Source organism: Mycobacterium sp. B14F4, from assembly GCF_039871645.1.
Taxonomy (GTDB): domain Bacteria; phylum Actinomycetota; class Actinomycetes; order Mycobacteriales; family Mycobacteriaceae; genus Mycobacterium.
The window spans coordinates 227960-242429 of the sequence record NZ_JBDPMF010000007.1; the positions used below are offsets into that span (position 1 = coordinate 227960).

Annotated in this window: 10 protein-coding genes; 9 read left to right on the forward strand and 1 reads right to left on the reverse strand. The window is 67.4% G+C overall.

All coding sequences use genetic code 11. From position 1 onward, the window contains the following. Position 1: 1 nt before the first annotated feature. The 3 genes from trpB to lgt are packed head-to-tail and all read left to right on the forward strand — an operon-like array spanning position 2 to position 4271. Complete coding sequence (gene trpB / locus ABGB19_RS20175; RefSeq protein ID WP_347687832.1) at positions 2 to 1261, forward strand: tryptophan synthase subunit beta; 1260 nt, start codon at positions 2 to 4, stop codon at positions 1259 to 1261. A gap of 14 nt (positions 1262 to 1275) precedes the next feature. Continuing rightward, a complete protein-coding gene (gene trpA, locus ABGB19_RS20180) occupies positions 1276 to 2046 on the forward strand; it encodes a tryptophan synthase subunit alpha (protein ID WP_347687833.1) in 771 nt (256 codons plus the stop codon). Then, complete coding sequence (lgt, locus tag ABGB19_RS20185; protein ID WP_347687758.1) at positions 2043 to 4271, forward strand: prolipoprotein diacylglyceryl transferase; 2229 nt, start codon at positions 2043 to 2045, stop codon at positions 4269 to 4271. The genes trpA and lgt overlap by 4 nt, the downstream gene beginning before the upstream one ends. A gap of 164 nt (positions 4272 to 4435) precedes the next feature. Here lgt and ABGB19_RS20190 read toward each other — a convergent pair whose 3' ends face one another. Beyond that, on the reverse strand, positions 4436 to 4795 hold the full coding sequence (locus tag ABGB19_RS20190) for a hypothetical protein (protein WP_347687759.1): 360 nt from the start codon (positions 4793 to 4795) through the stop codon (positions 4436 to 4438). Positions 4796 to 5115: 320 nt separating this feature from the next. Here ABGB19_RS20190 and ABGB19_RS20195 point away from each other — a divergent pair, with 320 nt between their 5' ends. The 6 genes from ABGB19_RS20195 to ABGB19_RS20220 all read left to right on the forward strand — a co-directional run bounded on the left by ABGB19_RS20195 (position 5116) and on the right by ABGB19_RS20220 (position 14418). Beyond that, complete coding sequence (locus tag ABGB19_RS20195; protein ID WP_347687760.1) at positions 5116 to 5532, forward strand: TM2 domain-containing protein; 417 nt, start codon at positions 5116 to 5118, stop codon at positions 5530 to 5532. Then, complete coding sequence (locus ABGB19_RS20200) at positions 5522 to 5932, forward strand: DUF2752 domain-containing protein (RefSeq protein ID WP_347687761.1); 411 nt, start codon at positions 5522 to 5524, stop codon at positions 5930 to 5932. Before ABGB19_RS20195 ends, ABGB19_RS20200 begins: the two co-directional genes overlap by 11 nt. An 83-nt stretch (positions 5933 to 6015) precedes the next feature. Continuing rightward, on the forward strand, positions 6016 to 10557 hold the full coding sequence (gltB, locus tag ABGB19_RS20205) for a glutamate synthase large subunit (RefSeq protein WP_347687762.1): 4542 nt from the start codon (positions 6016 to 6018) through the stop codon (positions 10555 to 10557). Continuing rightward, positions 10550 to 12058 carry a glutamate synthase subunit beta gene (locus ABGB19_RS20210; protein ID WP_347687763.1) on the forward strand — a complete coding sequence of 503 codons (1509 nt, stop codon included), beginning with the start codon at positions 10550 to 10552 and terminating at the stop codon, positions 12056 to 12058. Before gltB ends, ABGB19_RS20210 begins: the two co-directional genes overlap by 8 nt. A 27-nt stretch (positions 12059 to 12085) precedes the next feature. Beyond that, positions 12086 to 13504: a pyruvate kinase gene (pyk, locus tag ABGB19_RS20215; RefSeq protein WP_347687764.1), complete on the forward strand. Its 1419-nt coding sequence runs from the start codon at positions 12086 to 12088 to the stop codon at positions 13502 to 13504. 53 nt (positions 13505 to 13557) lie between these two features. After that, the gene (locus ABGB19_RS20220; RefSeq protein ID WP_347687765.1) at positions 13558 to 14418 is read left to right on the forward strand and encodes an acyl-CoA thioesterase II; all 861 of its coding nucleotides are present in this window, start codon (positions 13558 to 13560) and stop codon (positions 14416 to 14418) included. Positions 14419 to 14470 lie beyond the last annotated feature (52 nt).

The following is a 14470-nucleotide window of genomic DNA, read 5'->3' on the forward strand; positions in this document are numbered from 1 at the left end:
GATGGCCGATCTCGCCGGGCCCGAGTTGCCCCGTTCCAGCGCGGCCGTCGCCGAGCCGACCGTTCACGATCCCGACGAGCGTGGTCATTTCGGCGTCTACGGCGGGCGGTTCGTCGCCGAGGCGTTGATGGCGGTGATCGAGGAGGTCACCGCCGCCTACGAAAAGGCCCGCGGTGATCAAACCTTCCTCGACGAACTCGATCGACTGCAGCGGCACTACAGCGGGCGTCCGTCCCCGCTGTACGAGGCGGAACGGCTCTCCAGGCACGCCGGGGGCGCGCGGATCTTTCTGAAGCGAGAAGACCTCAACCACACCGGATCTCACAAGATCAACAACGTGCTGGGCCAGGCGCTGTTGGCGCGGCAGATGGGCAAGACCCGGGTGATCGCCGAGACCGGTGCGGGTCAGCACGGGGTGGCGACGGCGACCGCATGCGCGCTGCTCGGCCTGGAGTGCATTATCTACATGGGCGCGGTCGACACCGCGCGTCAGGCGTTGAACGTGGCGCGGATGCGGTTGCTGGGGGCGACGGTGGTGTCGGTCGAGGCCGGGTCGAAGACGCTGAAGGACGCGATCAACGAGGCGTTCCGAGACTGGGTCACCAACGCCGACGACACGTACTACTGCTTCGGCACCGCCGCCGGACCACATCCGTTCCCGACGATGGTGCGTGACTTCCAGCGGGTGATCGGCCTGGAGGCTCGTGCGCAGATCCAGGCGCAGGCGGGTCGCCTTCCCGATGCGGTGACGGCGTGCGTGGGTGGCGGATCGAACGCGATCGGCATCTTTCACGCGTTCATCGACGACCCCAACGTGCGGTTGATTGGATATGAGGCTGCCGGCGACGGCGTCGAGACAGGCCGTCACGCAGCGACTTTCACCGGCGGGTCGCCTGGTGCGTTTCAAGGCTCGTTCTCGTACCTGCTGCAGGACGAAGACGGGCAGACCATCGAATCGCATTCCATCTCAGCAGGTTTGGACTATCCCGGCGTCGGGCCCGAGCATGCGTTCCTCAAGGACATCGGCCGCGCGGAGTACCGGCCGATCACCGACACCGAGGCCATGGACGCCTTCTCGTTGCTGAGCCGCGCCGAGGGCATCATTCCCGCGATCGAGTCGGCGCACGCCGTTGCGGGTGCGGTGAAGTTGGGCCACGAACTGGGTGCCGGTGCGATCATCCTGGTGAACCTGTCCGGCCGCGGCGACAAGGACGTCGAGACCGCCGCCAAGTGGTTCGGCCTCCTGGACGGTGGCGCGTGAGCCGGCTGGCGCCGATGTTCGATGCGTGCCGCGGCGAGGGCCGCAGCGCGCTGATCGGCTACCTGCCCACCGGCTTTCCCGACCTGCCGACGTCCATTTCGGCGATGACCACGCTGGTGGAGAACGGTTGCGACCTCATCGAAGTCGGCGTCGCGTACTCCGATCCCGGCATGGACGGGCCGGTGATCGCGGCGGCCACCGAGGTGGCGCTGCGCGGGGGAGTGCGGGTGCGTGACGCGTTGCGGGCGGTCGAGGCGATCAGCACCGCAGGCGGCCGCGCGGTGGTGATGACCTACTGGAACCCCGTGTTGCGATGGGGTGTCGATGCCTTCGCGCGCGACCTCGCGTCGGCCGGTGGCCTGGGCATGATAACCCCCGATCTGATCCCGGATGAGGCGTCGGAGTGGATGGCAGTGTCCGAGGAGCACGACCTGGACCGGATTTTCCTGGTGGCGCCGTCGTCGACACCCGAACGACTCGCCGCGACCGTGAAGGCGTCGCGCGGATTCGTCTACGCCGCGTCGACCATGGGGGTGACCGGTGCCCGCGACGCGGTGTCGACGGCCGCGCCCGAACTGGTGCGCCGGGTGAAGGCGGTGTCGGACATTCCGGTGGGTGTCGGGTTGGGCGTCCGCTCCCGCGAGCAGGCCGCCGAGATCGCGGCTTACGCGGACGGGGTCATCGTCGGCTCGGCGTTGGTCTCGGCGTTGAAGGACGGCGTCGACGCGGTCGGCACGCTGGCCGCTGAGCTCGCCGACGGTGTCCGGCAGAGGATCACTGCGTGACGACAACCTTCTTGGCGGCGATACCCAGCCCCGCTCAGGGCGTGTGGCAGATCGGTCCCGTACCGATCCGTGCGTATGCGGTGTTCATCATTATCGGCATCATCGCGGCGCTCGTCATCGGCGATCGACGATGGGAGGCCCGCGGCGGCGAGCGTGGCGTCATCTACGACATTGCGCTGTGGGCGGTGCCGTTCGGCCTGATCGGTGGTCGGTTGTACCACGTGATGACCGACTGGTGGCGGTACTTCGGTGACGGCGGCGCCGGTCTGATGGGCGTGGTGCGGATCTGGGACGGCGGCCTCGGGATCTGGGGAGCGGTCGCATTCGGCGGCGTCGGCGCATGGATCGCCTGCCGCCGGCGCGGTATTCCGTTGCCGGCTTTCGGGGACGCGATCGCCCCGGGAATCATTCTGGCGCAGGCGATCGGACGCATCGGCAACTACTTCAATCAAGAGTTGTTCGGGGCCCCCACGGACCTCCCATGGGCGCTCAAGATCTACGAACGTAGGGACGCTTCCGGTGCGATCGACAACCTGAACGGCGTTTCCACCGGCGAAGTCATCAGTACCGTTCATCCGACGTTCCTGTACGAACTGCTGTGGAACCTCGTGGTTTTCGCGGTGCTGATCTACGTCGACCGACGGTTCAAGTTCGGCCACGGCCGACTGTTCGCGATGTACGTGGCGGGATACTGCCTCGGCCGGTTCTGGATCGAACTGCTGCGCGTCGATGATGCGACGTTGATCGACGGTGTCCGGATCAACTCCTTCACTTCCACCTTCGTCTTCATTGGCGCCGTGGTGTACATCATGGCCGCGCCGAAGGGTCGGGAAGACCCTGCGACTCTGCGGGGCAACGTCGAACCGGAGGTCGCGGAAAGGTCCACGGTCGAGGAGCTGACCGAGGGGCTCGCTGCCGTCGCCGCGACGTCTGGTGTGGTGGCCGCGGCGAAGGTGGCGTCCGCAGAGGACGACGCCGAGACCAAGTCGGAAGCGGCCACCGAAGCCGAAGCGCTCACGGCAGATGTCGTCGAGGCGCCGGACGAGGAGAGCGCCGAGGCAGCCGATTTCGCCGAAGCCGGCGATCGTGCCGATGCGGAAAAGCTATCGACCGAGGAGATGTCGGCCGAGGAGCTCGGGGCCGACGTGGCCGGCGTGCCCGCGGAAAGTGTCGAGGAGGCCGAGGAGTTCGCCGCGGAAGGCGCCGAAGAGCCCGAATTCGAGGCGGTCGCAGAAGCGGAAGAACTTGCCGAGGACGTCGCCGAGGCGCCCGCCGAAGAGATCGAAGCGGCGCAGGAGTTCGCGGAGGCCGCCGAGGATACCGAGCCGGTTGGTGGCGTAGGCGCCGTCGAAGGCGAGGATGCCGAGGAGGCATTGGTCGACGCACCGGAAGCCCACGAAGCAGCCGTCGAAGGTGAAGCAGAGGCCGCCGAGTTGGCCGAGTCCGCCGACGCTGCGGCCGCGGCGGCCCAGGCAGATGAAGCCGCCGATGATGAAGAAGACCTCGCCGAGGAATTGGCTGAGGCCGCCGATTCCCTGGCAGTCGAAGCCGGAGCGCCCGAAGAGACTGAAACGCCGGATGTTGACGATGATGAGGAAGATCTCGCCGATGAGCTGGCCGAGGCCGCCGACGCGCTGGAACACGATGTCGAGGCGGCAGCCGATGAGGCCGTGGACGACGATGGTAGCGAGGCCGTGGACGAAGTGGGCGGCGTCGGCGCGGTGGAGGGCGAGGACGCCGCCGAGGCGCTAGCCGGCGCTGAGCAGGTTCACGACGCGGCCGTCGAAGGTGAAGGCGATGCCGCGGAACTGGCGGACGAGGCCGAGACCGAGGCAGCAGAGGAAGCCACCGACGAAGCCGTGGAAGCCACCGACGATGACGCTGGCGAGGGCGTGGGCGAAGTGGGCGGCGTCGGTGCGGTGGAGGGCGAGGACGCCGCCGAGGCGCTAGCCGGCGCTGAGCAGGTTCACGACGCGGCCGTCGAAGGTGAAGGCGATGCCGCGGAATTGGCGGACGAGGCCGAGACCGAGGCGGCAGAGGAAGCCACCGACGAAGCCGTGGAAGCCACCGAGGGCCAAGAGGCTGCTGGCTCCGCAGAAAGTGCTGAGCCCGTTCATGATTCGGCTGAGAAGAGCACACCAGAGGCCGGAGCGACTACCTCTTCCGGACGGTCAACCAGCGATTCGGGTGGACGGTTGCGCCGTCTCTTCCGACGCCGCCGATAGTCACCACAACAGCGAAGATCCGTTCCCACCTGTGTTCGGCCTGTTCCTCATGTCAAGATGCGCGCGAATGCGGATCCGTTGCCTCACGTGAACGTGCCTGCTTGTAGGCCAATGACGAAAACCCCTCGAGTACCACGGCACCGCAGCTAGTCGAGGCTAGCCGGCTACGGCGCCGCCACGCTGAGAGCGTCAGGTTGAGCCGGGCCGAGAACGTCAATTGGAACTCTCGGTGGGCGCAGCCCCGGACCGCGCGACGAGTCCTGCGGGCTGGCTGGCGGGGCAACACAATCGGCTCCGTTCCACACTCCGCCAGACTGGCCGCAGCAGAATTTCTCACGCTTGTACTTGTCGTCCAGGGAGTCGATAGGCCCGCCCAGCATGCATCCGTCGTACCGTTCGATATCCCATACTCGTTCGGCGCTCGCGATGGCGGTCAAGGCGACCGTGTTGGCTCCGGTCGCGAGGGCGATAGCGATGACGGCAGCTGTCGTAAGCTGACGAAAACGCTTGGGCACCAGGGTCATTTTGGTCTCCATTCGCTGTTGTGGATGTTTGACGTAAATGGTCCTGAACTATGGGATGCCGACGTAATCGCCCAGCGGCGAGATTTCCCTTCTGATAGGAAAGGGTTAGCTGACCGTCCGGCAACTACCTGTCGACCGGAGGCGCAGATGGCCCCCATCCGTAAGAGCGTGTCTTTCGCGTTTGGTGCCATCTTCTGGTCAATGCGCCAATGCCTAGCTGGGCTCGCCGCGAACTACCAGCCACCACCCTTCTGAGCGGCCTGCAACAGGCGGGTTTTCCCTACTTACCGGGCGCAGCCCCGCATGGCATGCTGGACGCCATGACTGAGCCGCAGTTCGGTGGCAGCGAGTACGGCAGCACGCCTCCGCCGCCCCCGCAGCAGCCGCAATACCAGCCGCAGTACCCGCCGCCCCCGGGCCAGTACGGTCCGCCGCCAGGGGCCTATCCGCAGTACGCGGACCCGACCGCGCCGTACGGACGCCATCCCATGACGGGTGAGCCATACTCGGACAAGTCCAAAGTCGTCGCGGGGCTTCTGCAGCTGATCGGCCTGTTCGGACTGGTCGGCATAGGTCGTATCTACCTCGGCTACACCGGTCTGGGCATCGCCCAGCTGGTCGTGGGCCTGATCACCTGCGGTATCGGCGCCATTATCTGGGGCATCATCGACGCCGTCCTCATCTTCACCGACAAGGTCCGCGACCCGCAGGGGCTTCCGCTGCGCGATGGCACCTGACGTCGGCACCGACCGCAAACGGCTCTACGGCGCGCTCGGCACGGGCGCCTTGCTGGCGGGCTCCGTCGCCTACGTCGGTCTCGGCGACCCGCACAGCCCGAGTTTCCTGTTCCCAGCGTGCCCCTTCTACGCCCTCACCGGCCTGTACTGCCCGGGCTGCGGCGGCCTTCGCATGACCCACGACCTTCTACATGGCGACCTGTCCGCTGCCGTCACCGACAACGCCTTCCTTCTCGTCGGTCTGCCGCTGCTGCTGGCGTGGTGTGTAGCCCGGAGGCGGCAGGGCAAACCCTTGATGAATGCACCGGCACTCGTCGTGGTGATCGTCGCTGCCGTCACGTGGGCGGTGGTCCGCAATCTGCCAGGATTCCCGCTGGTCCCGACGGTTCTCGACGGGTGAGCCACCGGTTGCGCTGATACAATTTCGTCAGGGCCGGTGCAGTCCCGGACATGAACTTCTCCGGACTGCGAAGGTGCCTCTCGATGCTCTTCTCGGCATTTCCCGACCGCCAGGGTCTCTACGACCCCGCCAACGAGGCGGACTCCTGCGGCGTCGCCATGGTCGCCGACATCCAGGGCCGCCGGTCGCACGCCATCGTCACCGATGGGTTGACCGCCCTGGAACACCTCGACCACCGCGGCGCCGCGGGCGCCGAGACCAACAGCGGTGACGGTGCGGGCATCCTGATCCAGTTGCCAGTCCAAATGCTTCGCGAGGCCGCCGACTTCGAGCTACCCGCGCCCGCGCTCGACGACACCAACGCATCCGCCGCCGGCATCTGTTTCATGCCCCGAGATCCCGAAGCCCGCGCCCGAGCCCGCGAGGCGGTGGAAGCCATCGCCGACGACGAAGGCCTCAAGATCCTCGGCTGGCGGACACTGCCCGTCGACCCCGACGGCGCTGACATCGGCAAGACTGCGTTGAGCTGCATGCCGCACATGGAGCAGCTGTTCGTCACGTCGAACCGCGGCGTCGGCGGCGTCGAACTCGACCGGTGCGTCTACCCGCTGCGCAAGCGGGCCGAACGCGAGGGCGTGTACTTCCCTTCGCTGTCCAGCCGTACCATCGTCTACAAGGGCATGCTCACCACAACGCAGCTGCCGCAATACTTTTCCGATCTGCGCGACGAGCGCTGCCAGAGCGCGATCGCAATCGTGCACAGCCGCTTCTCCACCAACACTTTTCCCTCCTGGCCGTTGGCTCACCCGTTCCGCTTAGTCGCGCACAACGGTGAGATCAACACGGTCCGCGGGAACCGCAACCGGATGCACGCGCGCGAGGCGATGCTCGCCAGCGCCAAGATCCCGGGCGACCTGTCGCGCCTGTCGCCGATCTGCACGCCACAGGCATCCGACTCGGCATCGTTCGACGAAGTCCTCGAACTGCTGCACCTCGGCGGCCGCAGCCTGCCCCACGCCGTGCTGATGATGATCCCCGAGGCGTGGGAGAACAACACCACCATGGACGCCGAGGAGCGGGCCTTCTGGCAGTTCCACGCCTCGTTGATGGAGCCGTGGGACGGTCCGGCGTGCGTGACCTTCACCGACGGCACGCTTGTCGGAGCCGTTTTGGACCGCAACGGATTACGACCGGGACGCTGGTGGCGCACCATCGACGACCGCGTCATTCTCGCGAGCGAGAGTGGGGTGCTCGACGTGCCGTCCGCGCAGATCGTCGCCAAGGGTCGCCTGCAGCCGGGCAAGATGTTCCTCGTCGACACCGCCGCCGGCCACATCGTCACCGACGACGAGATCAAGGAGAACCTGTCCGCGCAGGAACCCTACGGCGAGTGGCTGCACGCCGGCCTCCTCGACCTGACCACGCTCCCGGGCCGCAACCGCGTCCAGCCCAATCACGAGAACGTCGTCAAGCGCCAGATCGCCTTCGGCTATACCGAGGAGGATCTGCGCATCCTGCTCACCCCGATGGCCGCCTCCGGAGCCGAACCGCTCGGCTCGATGGGCACCGACACGCCCGCCGCGGTGCTGTCGCAACGGTCGAAGCTGCTCTACGACTACTTCGTCGAACTCTTCGCCCAGGTCACCAATCCGCCGTTGGACGCGATCCGCGAGGAGATCGTCACCTCCATGGCCCGCATCATGGGACCCGAACAGAACCTGCTCGAACCCACCGCGGCCTCCTGCCGGCAGATCGTGCTGCGCTGGCCGGTGCTCGACAACGACGAGCTCGGCAAGATCGTCCATATCAACGACGACGGTGAGCATCCCGGGCTCCGTACGACGGTCCTCAAGGCGCTCTACGACGTCGAACGCGGCGGCGAAGGCCTCGTCGAGGCGCTCGACGAGCTGCGCATGAAGGCGTGCGATGCGATCGCGAAAGGTGCACGCACACTGGTCATCTCCGATCGCGACTCCGACCACACCCGCGCGCCGATCCCGTCGCTGCTCGCCGTCTCCGCCGTGCACCACCACCTCGTCCGCACCAAGGAGCGCACCACCGTCGCCTTGGTCGTCGAGAGCGGCGACGCCCGCGAAGTGCACCACATCGCGATGCTCATCGGCTTCGGCGCCGCCGCGGTGAACCCGTACCTGGCCTTCGAATCCATCGAAGACCTGGTCCGCGAAGGCGAACTCACCGGCATCGAACCCGCCGCGGCCGTGCGCAACTACTGCAAGGCGCTGGGCAACGGCGTGATGAAGGTGATGAGTAAGATGGGCATCTCCACCGTCGCCTCCTACACCGCCGCGCAGGCGTTCGAGGCGGTCGGCATCGATGCCGACGTCGTCGACGAGTACTTCACCGGAACACCGACCCAACTCGGCGGCGTCGGCCTCGACGTCATCGCCGAGGAGGTCAAGCAGCGCCACCGGCGTGCCTACCCGGAGAACCCGACCGAGCGCGTGCACCGACGCCTGGAGGTCGGCGGCGAGTACGCCTTCCGCCGCGAAGGCGAGTTGCATCTCTTCACGCCGGAAGTCGTGTTCCTGCTGCAACATTCGACCCGCACCGGCCGCCACGACGTCTTCCGGCAGTATTCCGACGAGGTCGACCGGCTGTCCCGTGAGGGCGGCACGCTGCGTGGGCTCTTCGAGTTCAAGAAGCTGAGGCCGCCAGTTCCGCTGGAGGAGGTCGAGCCTGTCGATTCGATCGTCACCCGATTCAACACCGGCGCGATGAGCTACGGCTCCATCTCCGCCGAGGCCCACGAAACCATGGCGATCGCCATGAACAAGCTCGGCGGGCGATCCAACTCCGGTGAGGGGGGAGAAGACACCGACCGGCTCTACGATCCGTTGCGCCGCAGCGCCGTAAAGCAGGTCGCCTCCGGCCGCTTCGGGGTCACCAGCGACTACCTGGTCAACGCCACCGACATCCAGATCAAAATGGCTCAGGGTGCCAAACCCGGTGAAGGCGGCCAGCTTCCGGGCTACAAGGTGTACCCGAACATCGCCAAGACCCGGCACTCCACCCCCGGCGTCGGCCTCATCTCGCCACCGCCGCACCACGACATCTACTCCATCGAGGACCTGGCCCAGCTCATCCACGACCTGAAGAACGCCAACGACCAGGCGCGCATCCACGTCAAACTGGTCAGCAGCGTCGGCGTCGGCACCGTCGCCGCCGGAGTCTCGAAGGCGCACGCCGACGTCGTGCTGATCTCGGGGTACGACGGCGGCACCGGCGCCGCACCGCTGACCAGCCTCAAGCACGCGGGCGTGCCGTGGGAGATCGGGCTCGCCGACACCCAGCAGACGCTGATGCTCAACGGGTTACGCGACCGCATCACCGTGCAGTGCGACGGCGGCATGCGTACCGCGCGAGATGTCGTCGTCGCGGCTCTGCTGGGCGCCGAGGAGTTCGGCTTCGCCACCGCACCGCTGGTGGTGTCGGGCTGCATCATGATGCGCGTCTGCCACCTCGACACCTGCCCCGTCGGCGTGGCCACCCAGAACCCAGAACTGCGCAAGCGGTTCACCGGTAAGCCCGAGTTCATCGAGAACTACTTCCGCTTCATCGCCGAGGACATCCGGCGCATTCTCGCCGAACTCGGCTTCCGCAGCATCGACGAGGCCGTCGGCCGAGCCGAGATGCTCGACACCGACCGGGGCGTCGCGCACTGGAAGAGCCAGGGTCTTGACCTGTCGCCGATCTTCGCCGTTCCGCCGGACGGCCACACCGGCGAACCGACGCCGAGGCGGAAGGTCCGCGAGCAGTACCACGCACTGGACCAGTCGCTCGACCAGACGCTGATCCAGCTCGCCGAGGGCGCGCTCGAAGACGCCCATCCGGTAAGGCTCGAACTGCCCGTCCGCAACGTCAACCGCACCGTCGGCACTCTGCTGGGCACCGAGGTCACCCGGCGCTACGGCACCCAGGGGTTGCCCGACGGCACCATTCACATCGCACTGACCGGATCGGCCGGCCAGTCCATCGGCGCGTTTCTGCCGCCGGGCATCACGCTCGAACTCGTCGGCGACGCCAACGACTATGTGGGCAAGGGGCTTTCCGGTGGCCGAATCATCGTCCGGCCGCCGGACGACGTGCTGTTCCTGCCGGAGGACAACGTGATCGCCGGTAACACCCTGCTGTTCGGCGCGACCTCCGGTGAGCTGTATCTGCGCGGCCGGGTCGGCGAGCGGTTCGCCGCGCGCAACTCGGGCGCGTTGACGGTCGTCGAGGGCGTCGGCGACCACGCCTGTGAGTACATGACCGGCGGCCGGGTGGTGGTGCTCGGTAGGACCGGCCGCAACCTGGCCGCGGGCATGTCCGGGGGCATCGCGTTCGTGCTCGGACTCGACCCCAATCGCGTCAACACCGAGATGGTCGAGTTGCAGCGCCTCGAACCCGAGGACCTCGCTTGGCTGCGCGAGGTCATAGCCAGGCACGCGCAGTACACCGGCAGCAGCGTGGCGACATCCGTGCTGGCCGACTGGCCGAGGCGCAGCGCCCAATTCACCAAGATCATGCCCCGCGACTACCAGCGCGTCCTGGAGGCGACGCTGCTGGCCAAACGCGAGGGACGTGACGTCGACGCCGCGATCATGGAGGCCAGCCGTGGCTGATCCCACCGGGTTCCTCAAAGTCCCGAAGGTCGACGCGCCCAAGCGTTCCGTCGACGAACGAGTCGGCGACTGGCGCGAGGTCTACGAACAGCAGGATCCGCACCAGCGCGCCGGCGAGGTCTCGCAACAGGCCCGTCGCTGCATGGATTGCGGAATCCCGTTCTGCCACTCCGGAACCGCGGGCTGCCCGCTGGGCAACCTGATCCCCGAATGGAACGACCTGGTGCGTCGCGGTCGATGGGACGCGGCCAGCGACCGCCTGCACGCCACCAACAACTTCCCGGAGTTCACCGGCAGGTTGTGTCCCGCGCCGTGTGAGGCCGCGTGCGTGCTGTCCATCTCCGAGGAGGACACCGGCGGCAGCGTCACGATCAAGCGCATCGAGCAGACCATCGCCGACCAGGCGTGGATGGACGGCATTGTCGAGCCGCAGCCCGCGGCAATCGCGACCGGCAAGCGCGTCGCGGTCGTCGGCTCGGGGCCCGCCGGACTCGCTGCGGCACAACAGCTCACGCGCGCCGGCCACGACGTCACCGTCTACGAGCGCGATGACCGCATCGGCGGCCTGATGCGCTACGGCATCCCCGAGTACAAGCTCGAGAAGGCGACCCTCGACCAGCGGCTGGCCCAGATGCGCGCGGAGGGAACACGTTTCGTCACCGAGTGCGAGGTCGGCGTAGACCTGTCCGTCGAGCAGCTCAGGGCGCAGTACGACGCGGTCGTACTCGCCGTCGGAGCCCTGCGCGCACGCGACAACGACGTCGAAGGCCGCGATCTCGGCGGCGTGCATCTGGCCATGGAGCATCTCGTGCCGGCCAACAAGGAGTGTGAGGGCGACGGGCCCAGTCCCATCAGCGCCGAGGGCAAGCACGTGGTGATCATCGGCGGCGGCGACACCGGGGCCGACTGCCTGGGCACCGCACACCGCCAGGGGGCCACGTCGGTCACCCAACTCGACTACAACCCCGAACCGCCCGAGGTCCGCGACGATGAACGCTCACCGTGGCCGACATGGCCGATCGTGCTGCGCACCCGCCTGTCACCCGCACACGCCGAGGGCGGCGACCGCCGCTACGAGGTCGCGGTGCAACGCTTCCTCGGCGACGATCGCGGCCATCTGCGGGCCATGGTGATCGCCGAGGTCAAAGTCGAGCGCGACGCCAACGGTCGACGCATCATCACCCCGGTCGGAGACCCCATGGAGATCCCCTGCGATCTGGCCCTGTTGGCCATCGGGTTCGACGGAGTCGAACACATGCCACTGCTCGACGCGATGGGGCTCACGCTCAACCGGCGCGGTGCGCTGTCGTGCGGTTCGGACTGGCAGACCGACGCCTCCGGCGTCTTCGTCTGCGGCGACGCCCACCGGGGCGCGTCGCTGATCGTGTGGGCGATCGCGGAGGGTCGCAGCGCCGCGCATGCCGTCGATGCGTATCTGATGGGGGAGTCGGATCTGCCCGCCCCGGTGGTCCCCGGCGCCCTTCCGCTGGCCGTCGTCTGAATCGATCAACGACTATGCTCATCTGTCGTGAATAGACGCGGAAAAATCGTCTGCACCCTGGGCCCGGCCACCGCCTCCGACGACGCCGTCCGTGCGCTGGTCGAGGCCGGAATGGACGTCGCCCGGCTCAACTTCAGCCACGGCGACTACCCCGACCACGAAGCCAACTACAAGCGCGTTCGCGCCGCCTCCGACTCCACCGGCCGCGCCGTCGGCATCCTCGCCGACCTGCAGGGTCCGAAGATCCGCCTCGGTCGCTTCAAGGACGGGCCGACGACCTGGACCGCGGGGGAGACCGTTCGCATCACGGTCGACGACTACGAGGGCACCCACGATCGGGTGTCGACGACCTACAAGCGCTTGGCGCAGGACGCCTCCCCGGGGGACCGCGTACTGGTCGACGACGGCAACGTCGGGCTGGTCGTCGAAGAGATCGACGGCAACGACGTGGTCTGCACGGTCACCGAGGGCGGTCAGGTCAGCAACAACAAGGGCATGTCGCTGCCCGGCATGAGCGTGTCCGCGCCCGCGCTGTCCGAGAAGGACATCGAGAACCTCGAGTTCGCGCTGCGCCTCGGGATCGACCTCGTCGCGCTGTCGTTCGTCCGCTCACCGGCCGACATCGAACTCGTGCACGAGGTGATGGACCGCGTCGGCAGGCGCGTGCCCGTCATCGCCAAGCTGGAGAAGCCCGAGGCGATCGACAACCTCGAGGCGATCGTGCTCGCGTTCGATGCGATCATGGTGGCCCGCGGTGACCTCGGAGTGGAGTTGCCGCTCGAAGAGGTCCCGCTCGTGCAGAAGCGCGCGATCCAAATGGCAAGGGAGAACGCGAAACCCGTCATCGTCGCCACGCAGATGCTGGAGTCGATGATCGAGAACTCCAGGCCCACCCGCGCCGAAGCGTCCGATGTCGCGAACGCGGTGCTCGACGGCACCGACGCGGTGATGCTCTCCGGTGAGACATCGGTCGGCAAGTACCCGCTCGAGACGGTCAAGACCATGGCGCGCCTCATCGCGGCCGTCGAGGAGAACTCGGTGGCCGCGCCGCCGCTGACCCACGTGCCACGCACCAAGCGCGGCGTCATCTCCTACGCGGCCCGCGACATCGGCGAACGGCTCGACGCCAAGGCGCTGGTGGCCTACACGCAGTCCGGGGACACCGTGCGCCGGCTGGCCCGGCTGCACACGCCGCTGCCGCTGCTGGCGTTCACAGCGCTGCCGGAGGTGCGCAGCCAGTTGGCGCTGAGCTGGGGCACCGAGACGTTCATCGTGCCGCACATCCAGACCACGGACGGCATGATCCGCCAGGTCGACAAGTCGCTGCTCGAACTCGGCCGGTACCGGCGCGGCGACCTGGTGGTCGTGATCGCGGGCATTCCGCCCGGCACAGTAGGCTCCACGAATCTGATCCATGTGCACCGGATCGGGGAGGACGACGTCTAGCGGCCGGGAGGATGCGAGTGTCGACCGGCGATGAGCCGCTTGCGCGAAGAGCAATGAACTCAGACTTCGACGAGCTGCTCGCGATACTCGACCTGCGGCAGACCGACGACACCACCTACGTCGGTTCTCATCCGAGCCGCAACCCCGTGCGCACGTTCGGTGGCCAGATGATGGCCCAGTCCTTCGTGGCGGCCAGCCGCAGCCTCGCGTACCCGACGCCGCCGAGCGCGCTCTCCGTGCACTTCATCGCCGGCGGTGATCCGGAGAAGGACCTCGAGTTCCACGTCGTGCGGCTGCGCGACGAGCGCCGGTTCGCCAATCGCCGCGTCGACGTGATGCAGGACGGCCAGCTGCTGACCACCGCGATGGTGTCCTTCCTGTCCGGTGGCCGCAGCCTCGAGCACGGCATCGAGCCACCCGAGCTGCCCGGCCCGCTCGACGTCCCGCCGGTCCATGACCTGCTGCGCGGTTACGAGGACGTCGTTCCGCACTTCGTCAGCGCGCTGCGGCCGATCGACTGGCGCTACACCAACGACCCGACCTGGGTGATGCGCAGCAAGGGCGAGGCGCTACCGCACAACCGGGTGTGGATGAAGGCGCTGGGTCAGATGCCCGAGGACCCGGTTCTGCACGCGGCGGCGCTCGTGTACTCCTCGGACACCACCGTGCTGGATTCGATCATCACCACCCACGGCCTGTCGTGGGGTTATGACCGGATTTTCGCGGTGACCACCAACCACTCCGTGTGGTTCCACCGGCCGGTGCGATTCGACGAGTGGGTGCTGTACTCGACGTCCTCGCCGGTGGCAGCGGATTCCCGCGGCCTGGGCACCGGGCACTTCTTCGACCGGTCGGGTCAGCTCATCGCCACGGTGGTGCAGGAGGGCATCGTCAAGTATTTCCCGGCCCGCTAGTCGGACGACGATATAGCGACGAGGAACGAGGAGCGTTGAGGAGTCCGACCAT

Excerpts from the sequence above, each read along its gene's own strand:
- trpB (WP_347687832.1), top strand. The coding sequence starts at position 2 with ATGGCCGATCTCGCCGGGCCCGAGTTGCCCCGTTCCAGCGCGGCCGTC.
- trpA (WP_347687833.1), top strand. The coding sequence starts at position 1,276 with ATGTTCGATGCGTGCCGCGGCGAGGGCCGCAGCGCGCTGATCGGCTAC.
- ABGB19_RS20190 (WP_347687759.1), bottom strand. The coding sequence starts at position 4,795 with ATGACCCTGGTGCCCAAGCGTTTTCGTCAGCTTACGACAGCTGCCGTC.
- ABGB19_RS20195 (WP_347687760.1), top strand. The coding sequence starts at position 5,116 with ATGACTGAGCCGCAGTTCGGTGGCAGCGAGTACGGCAGCACGCCTCCG.
- ABGB19_RS20200 (WP_347687761.1), top strand. The coding sequence starts at position 5,522 with ATGGCACCTGACGTCGGCACCGACCGCAAACGGCTCTACGGCGCGCTC.
- gltB (WP_347687762.1), top strand. The coding sequence starts at position 6,016 with ATGCTCTTCTCGGCATTTCCCGACCGCCAGGGTCTCTACGACCCCGCC.
- ABGB19_RS20220 (WP_347687765.1), top strand. The coding sequence starts at position 13,558 with ATGAACTCAGACTTCGACGAGCTGCTCGCGATACTCGACCTGCGGCAG.